We start from the raw sequence: 15,470 nt of genomic DNA, 5'->3' as shown, positions 1-15,470 counted from the left end.
GTAGGTGCCGGTGTGGAATGTGGAGCGGTACATAATTGCGCAGGGCTTCAAGCGCCCGTTGACAGCAGGCCTGTACGGCGTTGTTTAATCCAGGGTCTGGATTGTTGTTGCCTCTTCCAATTATAAAATCGGAGCTACAGATGTCTGCCCAGTCCCCGATAGTTGACAGCACTCGCGCACTCATTGGTTTCAATGAGCTGGTGGCATTGCTCCACACGGTGTTTGTAAAGCACGGCACCTCGCCGGACGTGGCGGCTATCCTCGCGCACAACTGCGCCAGTGCCGAACGCGACGGCGCCCATAGCCACGGTGTCTTCCGCATGCCCGGTTACCTCAGCACACTGGCCAGCGGCTGGGTCGATGGCAAGGCTGTGCCGGTGGTCACGGATGTAGCGTCCGGCTTTGTACGCGTGGACGCCGCCAACGGTTTCGCCCAGCCGGCCCTGGCGGCGGCCCGTGGGCTGTTGGTGGACAAGGCCCGCAGCGCCGGCATTGCCTTGTTGGCGATTCACAATTCCCATCACTTCGCCGCGCTGTGGCCGGATGTCGAACCCTTTGCCGAAGAAGGTCTGGTGGCGCTGAGCGTGGTCAACAGCATGACCTGCGTGGTGCCCCACGGCGCGGATCGGCCATTGTTCGGCACCAACCCCATTGCCTTTGCCGCCCCGCGTGCCGATGGCGCACCGATTGTGTTCGACCTGGCCACCAGCGCCATCGCCCACGGGGACGTGCAGATCGCGGCGCGCCAGGGCGAGCGCTTGCCGCCGGGGATGGGCGTGGACAGCCTTGGGCAGCCCACCCAGGACCCGAAAGCCGTGCTGGAAGGTGGGGCTTTATTGCCATTCGGTGGGCACAAAGGCTCGGCGTTATCGATGATGGTCGAGTTGCTGGCGGCGGCGTTGACTGGCGGCAATTTTTCTTTCGAGTTCAACTGGGCCGACCACCCGGGGGCGCGTACACCCTGGACCGGGCAGTTGTTGATCGTGATCGACCCGAGCAAAACGACCGGGCAAAGCTTTGCCGAGCGCAGCCAGGAGCTGGTGCGGCAGATGCACGCGGCGGGGTTGCGGCGGTTACCGGGGGATCGACGCCATCGCACACGGGCGATGGCGCTGGAGAAGGGGATTGCGATTGATGCCGAGGCGTTGGCGCAGTTACACGATTGGGCGGGTTGACGCTTTACTGACGTAGTCGTCATGTCTCTACGACGACTACGACGACGGCGGCAAGGGGATTAGTTACGGCGACCCAGCAACAGACCCACCACCAGGCCGAAACCCGCGGAAATCGCCACGGTTTGCCATGGGTGGCCACCGATGTAGGTTTCGGTGGCGTCAACCACCGGCTGGGTGCGTTCACGCACGCTGGTCACCGAGTCCATGGCCTGCTTGAGCTTCAGCGCCACTTGCTCACGCAGGGTTTCACCTTCTTCGCCGACGAGGTTGGCGCTGCTTTTAAGCAGCTTGTCCGATTCTTCGATCAGCGCGGCGAGTTCGCTGAAGGCTTGATCCTTGATTTGGTCGACGGTGGCTTGGGCAGCGGTTTTGCGGGCCATTGTGTGATTCCTTGCAGGTGAATGTGACAGTGAACAATGGAGTATCGGGCGGTGGCAAAAGTTGCAGTTTTTTTGCCGAAGCGCTTTCGTGGGCGAAATCCGAATCAGGAATTTTCGACCTACAGTGTAAGATGACACCTATTTGTGCAGCAGGTAATTCAACATGAGCTTCAATCTCGCCAACAAGACCCTCGCCGAACGCGCCGAGCTGGAAGATGAAAAGTCCCGCCTCTACGACCTGTGGCAGACCAACCTGGGAAAAGCCAAGGGCGAAGCCGCGCGGTTGTTCGGCGAGCGCGCCAAGCGCAAGGGCAAATGGGCCGAATGGGTTCGCGCGGAACTCGACGGCATGTCGCCGCCGGAGTTTTCCAACATGGTGCGCAGTGAAGTCAACAAGCTGATGGCGGCAGCGAAGTAAACCCGGCTTTGATGGCCTCGCGGACTTTCAGCAACATCGGGTCAAGCTGAGTCTGGGTGCGCCAGCCCAACTCCACCGGATAGCGCGGCAGCGCCAGCGGGCAGGGCAACATCCGCAGGCCGGTCATCCCGGCGATTGCCTGCGCCGCGTGCCCGGGAATGGTCGCCACCGCCTGGCTGCCCTTGAGTAAAAACGGCAGCGCGGCAAAGTGGCTGGTTGACGCACACACCTGACGGCTCAGCCCTTGCGCCGCCAAACCCTCGTCAGTAATCCCGATAAACCCGCCTGACGACACCAGCACGTGTTCGCGGGCGACAAATTCCTCCAGGCTGATGGCGTGTTGATCCGGCGCCAGGCTGGCGGGGTCCGCCAGGCAGCGGTAATCACCTTCACCAAGCACTTGTCGGCTCAAGCGGCCCTGGGCAAAACCGCCGGCGGTAATCGCCAGGTCCAGCGTGCGGTCCAGCAGGGCGCCGGCGACGATCTGGCTGTGGGTCTGGCGGAAAATCACGCGCAGTTGCGGCAGGCGTTGCGCAATTTCCTCCATCAAGCGTCGGCCATAGGCAATCTCGAAATCATCGGACAACCCCAGCACCACGGAGCGCCCTTGGTAATGCGGGGTGGCTGGGTCGACCATGGCCAGGCTCTGGCGACAACGGTCCAGTGCCTCGCTGATCACGGGTTTCAATTGATTGGCTCGCAACGTCGGTGCCAGGCCACGGCCGGTACGCACGAACAAAGGGTCGCCATACACCTCGCGCAGACGCCGCAGGCCCGCACTGATGGCCGATTGCGTGACGCCCAGGCGTAACGCTGCGCGGCTGGCACTGGACTCATCGTGCAGGGCTTCGAAGGTTTTCAGCAGGTTCAGGTCGACGTTGGAGATATTCATCTGGCTCATATCATTCAGCACTGAGGTGGGCTTTATTCATGATCGAGGCTGGCGGGAGAATGGGCAACCCCCCCCTTATTCGGAGTGACTGTAATGCCTGTTTCTACTGTGGCTGCCCTGCAAATCGGCGCATTGCCAGGCGGCAAGGCCGAAACCCTCGAACAGATCCTGAGTTACGAGGACGCAATCAAACGCAGCGGTGCGCAACTGGTGGTCATGCCCGAAGCGCTGCTGGGCGGCTACCCCAAGGGTGAAGGCTTCGGCACGCAGTTGGGTTATCGCTTGCCGGAAGGTCGCGAAGCCTTTGCCCGTTATTTCGCCAACGCCATCGACGTGCCGGGTGCCGAGACCGAGGCGCTGGCCGGGCTGTCGGCGCGCACCGGCGCCAGCCTGGTACTCGGTGTGATCGAGCGCAGTGGCAGCACCTTGTACTGCACGATGCTGTATGTCGAACCCACCGGCGGCCTGGTGGCCAAGCACCGCAAGCTGATGCCGACCGGCACCGAGCGGCTGATCTGGGGCAAGGGCGACGGTTCCACCTTGCCGGTGATCGACGCGGCGGTGGGGCGTATCGGCGGGGCCGTGTGCTGGGAAAACATGATGCCGCTGCTGCGCACCGCGATGTATGCCAAAGGCGTCGAAGTATGGTGCGCCCCCACCGTGGACGAGCGCGAAATGTGGCAGGTGAGCATGCGTCACGTGGCCCACGAGGGGCGTTGCTTCGTGGTGAGCGCCTGCCAGGTGCAGGCCTCGCCCGAGGCATTGGGATTGGAGATCGCCAATTGGCCTTCAGACCGCCCGTTGATTGCCGGCGGCAGCGTGATTGTCGGGCCCATGGGCGACATCCTTGCCGGGCCTTTGGTTGGTGAAGCGGGGTTGTTGACGGCGCGGATCAATACCGACGACCTGATCCGCGCAAAGTATGACTATGACGTAGTCGGGCATTACGCCCGGCCGGATGTGTTTGAGCTGGCGGTGGATGAGCGCGAAAAGCCAGGTGTGCGATTTATTACTGATGTGGGAGGGGGCAAGCCCTAATGCCAGTCAGTTAAGGCTTTGAAGGGGTAAAAAAAGTGACAGATACAGTGTTGTCCCTTAACTGACTGGCAGTAGGGTAAGCCCGCTCACCACAGAAAGCCCGCTTTCCACATTGGTTCTTCAGCGTCTGGACGGGTGCTCACCAGGTCGCCGTGTTCGGCAAGTCCAGCGTGCCACGGTCGACGAAGCGCATCGTGCCAAACAGACCGCCCGCCAGTTTGCCCCGCAGCACGTAGGGCAGGTTGTTCAAGCTCTGGGTCTGGCTCAGGCCCAGGGTCTGGCGCAACACCGAGAACGCCGAAACGCTCACCGGCACGATCAGCACCGTCTCGGAAAAGCGTGGGATAGAGCCGCTCTGATCAGTCACTCCCGACGCCAGCGGCCGGCCGTTGACCTCCAGGTCCAGGGCCACGCCGTTGTAGTCGATCGCGGTTTCATTGGGGTTTTGTACCCGCAGTTTCACCGCGAAGCGCACCTCCAGCTCCTGGCTTTGCAGCGGCTCGATGCCCACCACGTTGATGTTGACCGGGTCGCGGTGGGGGAACAGCGCGCAGGCGCTCAAGGTCAGCAGCAACAGCGATAGAACCATGAGCCTGCGCATATACAAGGTGCTCCTATTGAGTGACGTCCGGGTCCTGCATGACTTTGAGGGTAGAAGACTCCGGATCGAATTCATCTTCTTGCAGTTCTATGAACGCTTCCGGCAGGAAAATGTTCAGCACGATTGCACAGAACGCACCCACGGTGATCGGCGACTCGAAGATGTTGCGCAGCGCCTTGGGCAAGTCGCGCAGCACCTCGGGCACGGCGGCCACGCCCAGGCCCATGCCGAGGGAAATCGCCACGATCAGCACATTGCGCCGATGCAGCCCGGCTTCGGCGAGGATCTTGATGCCAGCCACGGCCACCGTGCCGAACATGATCAGGGTTGCGCCGCCCAGCACCGGCTTGGGCATCAGTTGCAACACTGCGCCGATCATCGGGAACAGGCCCAGCAGCACCAGGAGCCCGGCAATAAAGTACGCCACATAACGGCTGGCCACGCCGGTCAGTTGGATCACGCCGTTGTTCTGGGCGAAGGTCACCATCGGCAGGCTGTTGAAGGTGGCCGCCATCGCCGAGTTGAGACCGTCGGCCAGCAGCCCGGACTTGATGCGCTTGATGTACAGCGGGCCCTTGACCGGCTGTTGGGAAATCATCGAGTTGGCGGTCAGATCACCGGCCGCTTCCAGCGGCGAAATCAGGAAGATCACCGCCACCGGGATAAACGCCACCCAGTCGAACGAAAAACCGTACTTGAACGGCACCGGCACGCTGATCAACGGCACCTGTGGCAAGGCCGCCATGTCCACGCGGCCCAGCCACCAGGCCACCACAAATCCCAGGGTCAGGCCGATCACGATCGAACCCAGGCGCAGGAACGGGTTATTGAAGCGGTTGAGTACCACAATGGTGAGCAGCACCAGCCCGGCCAGGCCCATATTGCCGGCCGCGCCGAGGTCGCTGGCGCCGAAGCCACCGGCCATGTCGGTGACCGCCACTTTGATCAACGACAAGCCCATCAGGGTGATGATGGTGCCGGTCACTACCGGCGTGATCAGTTTGCGCAGCTTGCCGATGAACTGGCTGAGCGCTACTTCGATAAACGCCGCGAAAAAGCACACGCCGAATATCGTCGAGAGGATCTCATCGGTGCCACCGCCCCGGGCCTTGACCATAAAGCCCGCGCTGAGGATCACGCTGATAAACGAAAAACTGGTGCCCTGCAGGCACAAGAGCCCCGAGCCGATCGGGCCGAACGTGCGCGCCTGCACAAAGGTGCCGAGCCCCGACACGAACAGCGCCATGCTCACCAGGTACGGCACTTCGCTTTCCAGGCCGAGCACGCCACCGACGATCAACGTGGGGGTGATGATCCCGACAAAACTGGCCAGCACGTGCTGTAACGCGGCAAAGATCGCCGCGGTGAAGTGCGGACGGTCTTCAAGGCCGTAGATCAGGTCGGATTTATAGCGCGGGCGCGGGGCTTGAGCGTCAGACAAAGTAAGGGCTCGGGTCGGAAAATGGAGGCGCAGGATGCCAGAAACCGTCTATCGTCAAAAGTGTAAAAAAATATTTATGAATAGCCTGCATAAAACTCGTGACCCAGCCGATAGCTCTTATAGGCCCACCGATCAATTACAACAGTGGTGACCAAGGTCGGAGCGGTGCGTTGACGCCGATTGACCGTTTCGCGGCAAGGACGCACGCAAACATTACTTCTGAGAGCTCTCTTATGTCACTTCGCCATCTCAATATTGCCCCTCGCGCTTCTCTCGGCTTCGCATTTATTGCGTTGTTAGTCGTTGTACTGGGCGTGTTTGCGGTCAACCGCATGACGCTGATTCGCGAGGCATCGGTGGCGATGAGCGCCAACCAACTGCCCAGCGTGACGCACTTGGGCACGATGATGGAGAACGTGCTGCGCATGCGCATCCTGTCGTTTCGCGTATTGGTCAACCGCGAACCGGCCGGGCTGCAGGAGGCTGAAACCCGCATTGGCGTGCTGACCGACAAGGTGAAGACCGCCCAGGCCGCTTACGCCAAGCTGCCTGCCGGGCAGGAGGAAGCGGCGCTGTTCAAGGTCTTCGGTGTCACTCTGGAGAATTACTTGAAGGCTCAGGCCGAAATGCTCGCCCTGTCCAAGCAAGGCAAGGTCGATGAGATGCGTGCGCTGATCAACAGCCGCATCAAGGAAGGCACCGATCAGATGGGCGAGCAGTTGAACAAGTTGATCGCCATCAACGCGGCGGGCGCCAAGTCGTCGAACGCCGAGGCTGGCCATGGTTACGAGAGTGCGATCACCGGCGTGATCATCGTATCGGTGGCCGCCGCCTTGCTCACCGTACTGCTGGCCTGGTTGCTGACCCGCAGCATCGTCACGCCGTTGCGCAAAGCGGTGGCAGTGGCCGAAACCATCGCCGGCGGCAACCTCAGCAAAGTCATTGAAGACGATGGCAAGGATGAACCCGCGCGCTTGATCGGTGCCCTGGCCGCGATGCAAGCCAACCTGCGCCAGACTATCCAGCACATTTCCGGTTCGGCCACGCAGCTGGCCTCCGCCGCCGAAGAGCTGAGCGCGGTCACCGAAGAAGCCTCCAAAGGCTTGCAGCAACAGAACAATGAAATCGACCAGGCCGCCACGGCGGTTAACGAAATGACGGCAGCGGTGGAAGAAGTGGCGCGTAACGCAGTGTCCACCTCCGAGGCGTCCGGACAATCAAACCAGGCGGCACGCGAAGGGCGTGACCGGGTGATGGAGACTGTCGGTGCGATCCAGACCATGACTCAGGACGTGCAGAACACCGCCGCGATGATCGAAGGCCTGGCCACGCAAGGGCGTGACATCGGCAAGGTGCTTGACGTGATCCGCGCGATCGCCGAGCAGACCAACCTGCTGGCGCTCAACGCTGCCATCGAAGCCGCCCGTGCCGGTGAGGCCGGGCGCGGTTTTGCGGTGGTGGCGGACGAGGTGCGCGCCCTGGCCCACCGTACCGCCCAGTCGACCCAGGAGATCGAAAAAATGGTCGCCGGCATTCAGAACGGCACCGGCGAGGCTGTGCAATCCATGCAACAGAGCAACCAACGCACCCATAACACCCTGGAAATGGCGCGTGCCGCGGGTGTGGCGCTGGAACAGATCACCCAGTCAATCAGCCTGATCAACGAGCGCAACCTGGTGATCGCCAGCGCTTCGGAAGAACAGGCCCAGGTGTCCCGCGAAGTGGACCGCAACCTGGTCAACATTCGTGACCTGGCCACCCAGTCGGCGGCGGGTGCCAACCAGACCAGTTCGGCCAGCCATGAGCTGTCGCGTCTGGCGGTGGATTTGAACGCGATGGTGGCCAGGTTCGTCATCTGATCCACTTTGCAATGCAATCCAACTGTGGGAGGGGGCAAGTCGAATCGTCGCACCGCCCCTCCCACATTTAAATTGCATTGCAGCTGAGAAATCCTACTGCTCTTTGCTGCAATCTCTCGGCGTAATGCCTTTCTCTTTCGCATACTGCGCCGCCGATGCTTCGATGATGGGCCGCAGCAAGGCGCGGTCAGCCTGCACCCAGTCGCTGATCAGGTTCCAGCGTTGCCCATCCCATTGCTGGAAGCGCACCGCGCCGCCGCCTTCGTGGTCGGCGCAGGAGAGTTTCAGCGGTTGCACCAGGCCTTTGGCACCCAGGGCTTGCAGGCGTGCATCGTCCAGGTTGAGGTGTTCGAAGCCCCAGCGAACCTGCTCGCCGGTCAAGGGCTTGGCACCGTATTTTTCCTGCGCCAGACGCACTGCTTCGACGTTGAGAATGCCGTTCACCACACCGAGGTTGTAGTACACCGTGCCGAAGCGCTTCGGATCGGCCAGGTTGCCTTTGCCGGCGTCGACGACGCTTTGCTTGATGCCTTGCAGCACCGGGAAGTCGGTGCCCGACGGGTGCGTGGTGATCGAGATAAAGCCCTTCGCCGCGTTGCCGGCCGGCACCACGTCTTCTTCCGAGTTGCTCCAGATATTGCCGATGATGTGATCGGCGGGGTAGCCGACTTTCTGCGCCGATTTGAGCGCCACCGGGTTCATCACGCCCCAGCCACGCAGGATCACCCAGTCCGGTTTGAGGCGGCGGATGTTCAACCATTGCGATTGCTGTTCGTTGCCGGGGTGCGGCACTTCGAGCAACGTCAGCTCAAAGCCCGCGTTTTGCGCCAGGGTTTCCAGTACGCCGTTGGTTTCCTTGCCGTAGGGCGAACCGTGATAGAGCACGGCGATTTTCTTGCCCTTGAGCTTGTCGGCACCGCCTTCGCGCTGGCCGATGTAATTGATGATCGCCGAGACTTCCGAATACGGGTTCAATTGCAGCGCAAACACGTAGGGGAACACGCTGCCGTCGGTGGAATCGGTACGGCCGTGGTTGATGGTGATCAGCGGCAATTTGTCGGCCGTCGAGCGGTCCAGCGTGGCGTAGGCGATGCCCACCGACAATGGGTTGGTGGCCGCCGCCGGTGCGCCATTGAGCCCACCCTTGAGGCGTTCGTAGCATTCGACGCCTTTTTCCACCACGTACTCGGTCTCGCATTCGCTCCAGGTCAACTTGACTCCATTCACGCCGCCCTTGGCGTTGACGTATTGCAGGTAATCGATAAACCCGCCGAAGAACCCCGTGCCGCCGGCGGCATAGGGCCCGACCCGGTAGCTTTGCAGCGGGAAGTACTGTTCGTTGGCAGCCTGGGCGGTACCTGCGAGGGTGGCGGTGATCACGGCCAGGCCCAATGCCAGGCGGCGCAGCGATAAGCGGTGTGTCATGAAGGCGATTCCTCGGGAGCGATAGGGGGTATGAGTTCAGTAACGCAGCGGCCAGACCCTGGCCCGTTGACGAAAGCGCTGCCACAGGCGGGCCAGCCCTTCCGGTTCCTTGATCAGGAAGGTGATGATCAGCGCGCCGAACAGCATCTTCTGGATGTTTTCCAGCTGGCCCGCGTCCATCAAACCGGCGGGCAACAACGCGAAGAGGTTGCCCAGCAGGATCGGGAACAACACGATGAACGCCGCGCCCAGCACGTTGCCGAGCACACTGCCCAGGCCGCCAATAATGATGATGAACAGCACCTGGAATGAGCGGCTCAGGTCAAACCCGTGGGGCTCCACGGTGCCCAGGTAGGTGAAGGCCCACAGCGAACCGGCGACGCCCAGGTAGAAGCCACTGATGGCGAACGCGAGCAGCTTGGCCTTGAGCAGGCGGATGCCGATCACGGCGGCGGCGGTGTCCATGTCGCGCACCGCCATCCAGTTGCGGCCCAGCTCGCTGCGCACCAGGTTTTTGCCGAGCCAGAACAGTGCGACCACGACCGCCAGGGTCAGCAGATAACGGCCGCGCGGCGAGCTGAAATCGAGGCCGGCAATCAACAGCGGCGGTGAGGTGATCACCCCCGAGGCGTTGTCGTTGGTAAACCAGCTGAAGCGGGTGAGCACCCACTCCACCACGAACTGCGCGGCCAGGGTTGCCACCAGCAAATAGAACCCTTTGATCCGCAGGCTCGGCAAGCCAAAGAACACCGCCACCAGCGCGGCGATCACGCCGCCCAGGGCAAAGCTCACCAGCAGAGGCAACCCCGGCACACGCAGTTGCAGGTTGTAGGCGGCGAACGCGCCCACCGCCATGAACGCCGCCGAGCCCAACGAGAGTTGGCCCGCATAGCCGGTCAGCAGGTTCAGGCCCAGCCCGGCCAGGGACAGTACCAGCAGCGGCACCAGAATCGCGCTGAACCAATAGTCGTTGCCCAGCCAGGGTATCGCCACAAACGCAAAGCCCAGCAGCAGCCACAACCCGATACGGTCCTGGCGCAGGCGAAAGATGCGGCGCTCGGCCGCGTAGGAGGTGCTGATTTGACCGACTTCTTGATACAGCATGCAGGCAGTTCCTCAAAAACCATCAAACCCGTTCGATTGCACGCTCGCCGAACAACCCGGCCGGTCGCACCAGCAAAAACAGCAGGGCCAGGACGTAAGGCACCCAGTTTTCAATGCCGCTGCCGATGATCGGCCCGAGGTAGATCTCGGCGATTTTCTCCGCTGCGCCGATGATCAAACCGCCGACAATCGCACCGCCAATGGACGAGAATCCGCCGATGATCAGCACCGGCAACGCCTTGAGCACCACCAGCGACAGCGAGAACTGCACGCCCAGGCGCGCGCCCCAGAGCAAACCCGCCACCAGCCCGACAAACCCGGCCACCGCCCACACCAGTGCCCAGATGCGCGGCAGGCGAATGCCCACCGCCATCGACGCCAGCGGGTCATCGGCCACCGCGCGCAACGACAGGCCGATGCGGGTCTTGTTGAACAGCAGCGACAAGGCCAGCACCAGCAGGGCGGCGGTGCCGGCGGCAAACAGGTCGAATTGCGAGAGCAGCATGCCGCGGATTTCCAGCGGCTCATCGGCGATGCCCAGGTCCAACCCGTGCACCTGGGCGCCCCACAGAAACTGCGCCAGCCCTTCGATCAGGTACGACAGGCCCAGGGTGGCCATGAACAGGATGATCGGCGGGCGATTGACCAGCGGCCGCAGCACCACTTTCTCGATCAGCAGCGCCAGCACCACCAGGCTTGCCAGCGTGGCCAGGAATGCCCAGGCAAACGGAAAGCCGCGCTCAAGCAGGCTGACGAAGGTCAGCGCGGCGAACAGCACCATGGCGCCCTGGGCAAAATTGAACACGCCGGAGGCCTTGTAGATCAGCACAAAACCAATCGCCACCAGGGCGTACATCACGCCCGCCAACAGGCCGCCAATCAGCACTTCGAAGAAAAATTCCATGTTCAGGTACCCAGGTAAGCGGCAATGACATCCGGGTTGGCACGGACCTGCTCAGGCGTGCCGTCGCCGATCTTGCGACCGTAGTCGAGCACGACCACGTGGTCGCACAAGCCCATCACCACGCCGATGTCGTGTTCGATCAACACCACCGTGGTGCCGAACTCGCGGTTGATATCGCGGATGAATTGGCTCATTTGCGCCTTCTCCTGGGCGTTCATGCCGGCCATGGGTTCATCCAGCAGCAACAGGGTTGGTTCGCAGGCCAGGGCGCGGGCCAGTTCGACCCGCTTTTGCAGGCCGTAGGGCAGGGTGCCCACCAGTACGTGGCGCCAGGGATGGATCTGTAAAAAGGCGATGACCTTTTCCGCGTGCAGGCGGTGGGCGTCGTCCTCGCGCGGGGCGCGGCCCAGGCGCAGCATCTGTTCGACCCAGGTGCTGCGACGCTTGAGGTTGCGTCCGGTGAGCACGTTGTCGAGCACGCTCATGCCTTTGAACAGCGCGATATTCTGGAAGGTGCGCGCGATACCGCCCTCGGCGGCCTGGTGCGCACGCATGCGCCGACGGGTCTGGCCGGCATAGCGGATGCTGCCGCTCTGGGGGTGGTAGACGCCGTTGATGACATTGAGCAGCGAGCTTTTACCGGCGCCGTTGGGGCCGATCAGCCCGCAGATGTCGCCGGCCCTGACGTCGAAGCTGATGGAAGTGATGGCCTTGATGCCCTTGAACGACAGGGAGATGTCATCGAGCCGCAGTAATACCGATTCAGTGGGTGCGCGCATGGAGGGCTCGTCAGACAGTCTGGGACAGTAAGTGGTCGGTGGCTTCGTGGCGCGGCGAAGGCTCGTGCCAATGTCCGGGATCAACGCCCAGTGCGCCGAAGAATGCCGCGCTCTGCGCGCTCAGTGGCGGCCCCACCAGCAACGGCACGCGCAGGCGGCTCATGCCCAGTACATCGAGCAACGGACGACGCACCAGCCAGTGGCCGAGCCAGCGTCGAACGGGCGAGGACGTGGGCTGCATGGCCCAGCGGTACAGGTCATGGCTGAACGTTCCCGGTAGCGGCAGACGTTCAGCCACCCACTGTTCCAGGCGCCCGTAGGATTCGCGAGTGCCCAGCACCAGGGTCGGGCCCAGCTCGCGGCGGTCGGTGTCGCGGGTGGCCAGGGCTTCCGGGAAATTCAGGCGAAAGCCGGCGTGCAGCCAGGGCGCGAGCAGGTAGCGCGCCTGGCCGCTGGCGGCGAATACCCTGGCGGCGAGGGCTTCTTCGTCGCTGGTCAAGTGTTCACGGGTGATCAGGGTGCGGGCACCGGCCAGCAATTGGGCATGGCTTAATTGAGCGGTGGTGTCTGTGTGAAACACAAAGGCGAGGGCGCTGGTTTGCGTGGCGCAGGCGGGGGCGGGGGCGGGGGCGTTGGTGGTCAAGTCGGCATAGGCGATCAAACCAGCGGTGTGCAGGCGATTCAGTCCGCGTCCGTCGAGGTACACCCGCACGCCGTGTTCACCGATTTGCTGCACCGCGTGCACATCTTCCGCCAGCACAAAAGCCGGTCGTAATTTGGCCAGCAGCGTGCGGTTGTCGCGCTCCGGGTCCAGCAACGTGACGCTACCGCCCAGCCACTGCGCGGCCAGTGCCAGCAGCAAGGCTTCGGGGCGCGCCTGGCTGATGATCAGCAGGTCATCGCTGCCACTGAAACCGCGCTGGTGCAGGGCAGCGGCGAGCCCGCCGACATCGGCAGCCAGTTCGCTCCAGGTGCGCACCTGCCAGATGCCCAGACGTTTGTAGCGCAAGGCAACCGCTGAGCCGCGGGTCTGGGCTTGGCGCAACAGCGCCTGGGGCAGGGTTTGGGGCATGGGGGCATCCTTCAGGGTTATATGAAGGTGTTTGCACGCACCATGCCAGAGGGATAACTTGTTTTATTTCAAATAGATATGAGTGTATTTGCGGCGCGGGGGCTGTGTGGATTCAGCGCAAGCTGTCCGGCGACTGTTGCTGCGCCAACACTCTCACCGGCCCTGAGCGGCGCGATTCCACCGGGCATGCGTGGATGGAACATCTGTGCGCCTTCCAGGCTCTACCCAAAGAGCCCTGGAAGGACCCCATCCCATGAAAGCGCTGAAAATCGCCACCTTCAATCTCAACGGCCTGCGTGCCCGACTGCCAACCTGCTGCAATGGCTCGCGCGTGAGCAGCCCGATATCGTGTGCCTGCAAGAACTCAAGCTGCCGCAAAGCCTGTTCCCCTACGCCGACTTCGAAGCTGCCGGTTACGGAGCGATTTGCCTGGGACAGGCGTCGTGGAACGGTGTGGCGATTCTGGCGCGGGATGCCCAGCCGCTGGAGAGCCGGCGAGGTCTGCCCGGTGATGACAGCGACAACCAAAGCCGCTATATCGAAGCGGCCGTGCACGGCGTGTTGGTCGGCTGCCTGTATTTGCCCAACGGCAACCCGCAACCTGGGCCGAAATTCGACTACAAGCTGGCCTGGTTCGAGCGGTTGATCGACTACGCCGGCGCGCTGCAGGCCAGTGAGCATCCCGTGCTCCTGGCGGGAGATTTCAACGTGGTGCCTACCGATCTGGACATCTATAACCCGCGCTCCTGGCTCAAGGATGCCCTGCTGCAACCCGAGAGTCGCGCCTGTTTTCAGCGCCTGCTGGCCCAGGGCTGGACCGATGCGCTGCGGCATCTGTATCCCGACGAGCGCGTGTATACGTTCTGGGACTATTTCCGTCAGCACTGGCAGAAAAACTCTGGCCTGCGCATCGACCACCTGTTGCTCAACCCGGCACTCACGCCTTATTTGAAAGATGCGGGCGTGGACGCCTGGGTGCGTAACGAGCCGCATGCCAGTGATCATGCGCCGACCTGGATTCAACTGGGTACGCGTAAAAAACGTTAAGGCCCGAGACTGTCAGGCGTGTGAAGGCGCGACCAGCAACTGCTCCACTGCCGCGAACGCTTGGCTGCGGCGCGCAGCCCAATCTCCGCGAATCACCACCACCGGCTGGTGATGCTGCTGCATCCAGTCCAGGCTGCCCTGGAAAAACGCGCGACGGTCTGCCAGCTCCGGCTGACAGCGTTGACCGTCGGCGGTCCATTCGACGTCTTCGGGCGAGAGCAGCAGGTGCAGGTCGTAGTGGCGCGCCAGCAGCTCATCGTCAAGCCATACCGGGTAGTCGCCGAACAGGGTCTGGCTCCAGAGCTTGTTGGTGAGCAGGTGGGTGTCGAGGATCAGCAGCCTGGGTTGCGTTGCACGCGCGGCGTCTTCCCAGGCCAATTGGCCGAGGGCGATGTCAGGAATGTCCGCCAGGCAGGTGTCGCGCTGATGATGGTCGATGAAATAACGCACGTATTCGCCGACCATCAAGCCACCGAAGTGCGCGTGCAACTCAGCGGCGAGCCAGCTTTTGCCGCTGGATTCGGGGCCGGCCAGTACCACCACCTTCATGTGCGCAACGCCGGGTCGGCGCGCCATTCGCGCCAGCCTTGCACGGCGATCACGGTGAACAGTGCATATAGCGCGGCGGTGAGGTAGAGGCCCTTATAGAGGAACAGCCCGACAAAGATCACGTCCACTGCAATCCACAGCGGCCAGCACTGCACGCGCTTCTGCGCCATCCACATTTGCGCCACCAGGCTGAAACCGGTGAGCGCGGCGTCGAGCCACGGTTGTGCAGCGTCGGTCCAGTGGGCCATGGCGGCGCCTAGCAACAGGCTGCCAACGGCGCCGATGGCCAGGCTGACCATGATCGCCGGCCAACCCAGGCGCGTGACCTGGCGCCCTTGCCTGACCTCGCCGGCGCGGGTCCACTGCCACCAGCCGTAGACTTGCAAGGCGGCGTAGACCACCTGCAGGAGCATGTCGGAATAGAGTTTCACGTCGTAGAACACCCAGATGTACAGCAGCACCATCACCAGGCCGATGGGCCAGCACCAGGGGTTTTGCTTGACCGTCAGCCAGACAGCGATCACCCCCAGGGCGGCGGCGAACAGTTCAAGCCCGGACATGGTGGATCCTTGGGAGAGTGGGAGAGGGCGGTGATTGTAACCAGAGGTCAGCAATCTTCAAAACGCTGGAGGGTAAATGTGGGTGGGGCGGTGTGTCAGATACGCCGCAAACGCAGCCTCGCCAAGGCTCGGCAGCTGCTACGGATTAGCGCGGGCATAGGTTTCTACACAACTACCTGCTCTTGCTCTGCGCTGTTGCCGTTGCACTGGCTTTTGATCTTGATCT

The 15,470-nt window shown here is 62.4% G+C and carries 15 protein-coding genes and 1 pseudogene; 5 read left to right on the top strand and 11 right to left on the bottom strand.

Annotated elements, in window-relative coordinates:
- The first annotated feature begins 140 nt into the window (after window positions 1-140).
- A complete protein-coding gene (locus tag JWR98_RS21970) occupies window positions 141-1,175 on the top strand; it encodes an Ldh family oxidoreductase (RefSeq protein ID WP_078732969.1) in 1,035 nt (344 codons plus the stop codon).
- Window positions 1,176-1,234: 59 nt separating this feature from the next.
- Here JWR98_RS21970 and JWR98_RS21965 read toward each other — a convergent pair whose 3' ends face one another.
- A complete protein-coding gene (locus JWR98_RS21965) occupies window positions 1,235-1,555 on the bottom strand; it encodes an ElaB/YgaM/YqjD family protein (protein ID WP_078732970.1) in 321 nt (106 codons plus the stop codon).
- A gap of 163 nt (window positions 1,556-1,718) precedes the next feature.
- Between JWR98_RS21965 and JWR98_RS21960 the strand changes: the two genes are divergently transcribed.
- The gene (locus JWR98_RS21960) at window positions 1,719-1,973 is read left to right on the top strand and encodes a hypothetical protein (protein ID WP_003190904.1); all 255 of its coding nucleotides are present in this window, start codon (window positions 1,719-1,721) and stop codon (window positions 1,971-1,973) included.
- On the opposite strand, the gene JWR98_RS21955 is transcribed toward JWR98_RS21960, so the two are convergent.
- On the bottom strand, window positions 1,945-2,865 hold the full coding sequence (locus JWR98_RS21955; RefSeq protein WP_078732985.1) for a LysR family transcriptional regulator: 921 nt from the start codon (window positions 2,863-2,865) through the stop codon (window positions 1,945-1,947). The genes JWR98_RS21960 and JWR98_RS21955 overlap by 29 nt on opposite strands.
- Window positions 2,866-2,958: 93 nt before the next feature.
- On the opposite strand from JWR98_RS21955, the gene JWR98_RS21950 reads away from it, so the two are divergent.
- Window positions 2,959-3,903 carry a carbon-nitrogen hydrolase family protein gene (locus tag JWR98_RS21950; protein ID WP_205491184.1) on the top strand — a complete coding sequence of 315 codons (945 nt, stop codon included), beginning with the start codon at window positions 2,959-2,961 and terminating at the stop codon, window positions 3,901-3,903.
- 139 nt (window positions 3,904-4,042) lie between these two features.
- Here JWR98_RS21950 and JWR98_RS21945 read toward each other — a convergent pair whose 3' ends face one another.
- Together JWR98_RS21945 and JWR98_RS21940 are read right to left on the bottom strand one after the other, a co-directional pair.
- A complete protein-coding gene (locus JWR98_RS21945; protein WP_205491182.1) occupies window positions 4,043-4,504 on the bottom strand; it encodes an LEA/WHy family protein in 462 nt (153 codons plus the stop codon).
- Between the two features lie 13 nt (window positions 4,505-4,517).
- Window positions 4,518-5,945 (bottom strand): nucleobase:cation symporter-2 family protein, encoded by a 1,428-nt coding sequence (locus JWR98_RS21940; RefSeq protein ID WP_078732973.1) that lies wholly within the window; start codon window positions 5,943-5,945, stop codon window positions 4,518-4,520.
- Window positions 5,946-6,178: 233 nt separating this feature from the next.
- On the opposite strand from JWR98_RS21940, the gene JWR98_RS21935 reads away from it, so the two are divergent.
- A complete protein-coding gene (locus tag JWR98_RS21935) occupies window positions 6,179-7,804 on the top strand; it encodes a methyl-accepting chemotaxis protein (protein ID WP_205491181.1) in 1,626 nt (541 codons plus the stop codon).
- A gap of 93 nt (window positions 7,805-7,897) precedes the next feature.
- Here the strand turns inward: JWR98_RS21935 and JWR98_RS21930 are convergent, their stop codons facing one another.
- From JWR98_RS21930 to JWR98_RS21910, 5 genes are read right to left on the bottom strand one after another with little or no spacing between them, the layout of a single operon-like run.
- Window positions 7,898-9,229, bottom strand: coding sequence for an ABC transporter substrate-binding protein (locus tag JWR98_RS21930; protein WP_205491179.1), 1,332 nt, complete (start codon window positions 9,227-9,229; stop codon window positions 7,898-7,900).
- A 36-nt stretch (window positions 9,230-9,265) separates the two neighbouring features.
- Window positions 9,266-10,333 carry a branched-chain amino acid ABC transporter permease gene (locus JWR98_RS21925; RefSeq protein WP_205491178.1) on the bottom strand — a complete coding sequence of 356 codons (1,068 nt, stop codon included), beginning with the start codon at window positions 10,331-10,333 and terminating at the stop codon, window positions 9,266-9,268.
- 22 nt (window positions 10,334-10,355) lie between these two features.
- Complete coding sequence (locus JWR98_RS21920; RefSeq protein ID WP_078732977.1) at window positions 10,356-11,237, bottom strand: branched-chain amino acid ABC transporter permease; 882 nt, start codon at window positions 11,235-11,237, stop codon at window positions 10,356-10,358.
- 2 nt (window positions 11,238-11,239) lie between these two features.
- A complete protein-coding gene (locus JWR98_RS21915; protein ID WP_078732978.1) occupies window positions 11,240-12,016 on the bottom strand; it encodes an ABC transporter ATP-binding protein in 777 nt (258 codons plus the stop codon).
- Window positions 12,017-12,026: 10 nt separating this feature from the next.
- On the bottom strand, window positions 12,027-13,088 hold the full coding sequence (locus JWR98_RS21910; RefSeq protein WP_078743611.1) for an AMP-binding protein: 1,062 nt from the start codon (window positions 13,086-13,088) through the stop codon (window positions 12,027-12,029).
- Between the two features lie 253 nt (window positions 13,089-13,341).
- On the opposite strand from JWR98_RS21910, the pseudogene JWR98_RS21905 reads away from it, so the two are divergent.
- Window positions 13,342-14,135, top strand: a pseudogene (locus JWR98_RS21905) (exodeoxyribonuclease III).
- Window positions 14,136-14,147: 12 nt separating this feature from the next.
- Here JWR98_RS21905 and JWR98_RS21900 read toward each other — a convergent pair.
- Both JWR98_RS21900 and pnuC read right to left on the bottom strand, forming a co-directional pair.
- On the bottom strand, window positions 14,148-14,684 hold the full coding sequence (locus JWR98_RS21900; RefSeq protein ID WP_078732980.1) for an AAA family ATPase: 537 nt from the start codon (window positions 14,682-14,684) through the stop codon (window positions 14,148-14,150).
- A complete protein-coding gene (gene pnuC / locus JWR98_RS21895; protein WP_205491175.1) occupies window positions 14,681-15,244 on the bottom strand; it encodes a nicotinamide riboside transporter PnuC in 564 nt (187 codons plus the stop codon). Before pnuC ends, JWR98_RS21900 begins: the two co-directional genes overlap by 4 nt.
- Between the last annotated feature and the right edge of the window lie 226 nt (window positions 15,245-15,470).

The sequence above is a fragment of the Pseudomonas lactucae genome, assembly GCF_016937615.1.
GTDB classification, from domain to species: domain Bacteria; phylum Pseudomonadota; class Gammaproteobacteria; order Pseudomonadales; family Pseudomonadaceae; genus Aquipseudomonas; species Aquipseudomonas lactucae.
Note: the sequence above shows the minus strand (reverse complement) of the source record. Positions and strands in the feature narration are given on the sequence as shown.

Coding starts and splice junctions, on each gene's coding strand:
- JWR98_RS21945 (WP_205491182.1), bottom strand. CDS start 4,504: ATGCGCAGGCTCATGGTTCTATCGCTGTTGCTGCTGACCTTGAGCGCC.
- JWR98_RS21970 (WP_078732969.1), top strand. CDS start 141: ATGTCTGCCCAGTCCCCGATAGTTGACAGCACTCGCGCACTCATTGGT.
- JWR98_RS21955 (WP_078732985.1), bottom strand. CDS start 2,865: ATGAATATCTCCAACGTCGACCTGAACCTGCTGAAAACCTTCGAAGCC.
- JWR98_RS21910 (WP_078743611.1), bottom strand. CDS start 13,088: ATGCCCCAAACCCTGCCCCAGGCGCTGTTGCGCCAAGCCCAGACCCGC.
- JWR98_RS21925 (WP_205491178.1), bottom strand. CDS start 10,333: ATGCTGTATCAAGAAGTCGGTCAAATCAGCACCTCCTACGCGGCCGAG.
- JWR98_RS21900 (WP_078732980.1), bottom strand. CDS start 14,684: ATGAAGGTGGTGGTACTGGCCGGCCCCGAATCCAGCGGCAAAAGCTGG.
- JWR98_RS21920 (WP_078732977.1), bottom strand. CDS start 11,237: ATGGAATTTTTCTTCGAAGTGCTGATTGGCGGCCTGTTGGCGGGCGTG.
- pnuC (WP_205491175.1), bottom strand. CDS start 15,244: ATGTCCGGGCTTGAACTGTTCGCCGCCGCCCTGGGGGTGATCGCTGTC.
- JWR98_RS21930 (WP_205491179.1), bottom strand. CDS start 9,229: ATGACACACCGCTTATCGCTGCGCCGCCTGGCATTGGGCCTGGCCGTG.
- JWR98_RS21960 (WP_003190904.1), top strand. CDS start 1,719: ATGAGCTTCAATCTCGCCAACAAGACCCTCGCCGAACGCGCCGAGCTG.
- JWR98_RS21950 (WP_205491184.1), top strand. CDS start 2,959: ATGCCTGTTTCTACTGTGGCTGCCCTGCAAATCGGCGCATTGCCAGGC.
- JWR98_RS21935 (WP_205491181.1), top strand. CDS start 6,179: ATGTCACTTCGCCATCTCAATATTGCCCCTCGCGCTTCTCTCGGCTTC.
- JWR98_RS21915 (WP_078732978.1), bottom strand. CDS start 12,016: ATGCGCGCACCCACTGAATCGGTATTACTGCGGCTCGATGACATCTCC.
- JWR98_RS21965 (WP_078732970.1), bottom strand. CDS start 1,555: ATGGCCCGCAAAACCGCTGCCCAAGCCACCGTCGACCAAATCAAGGAT.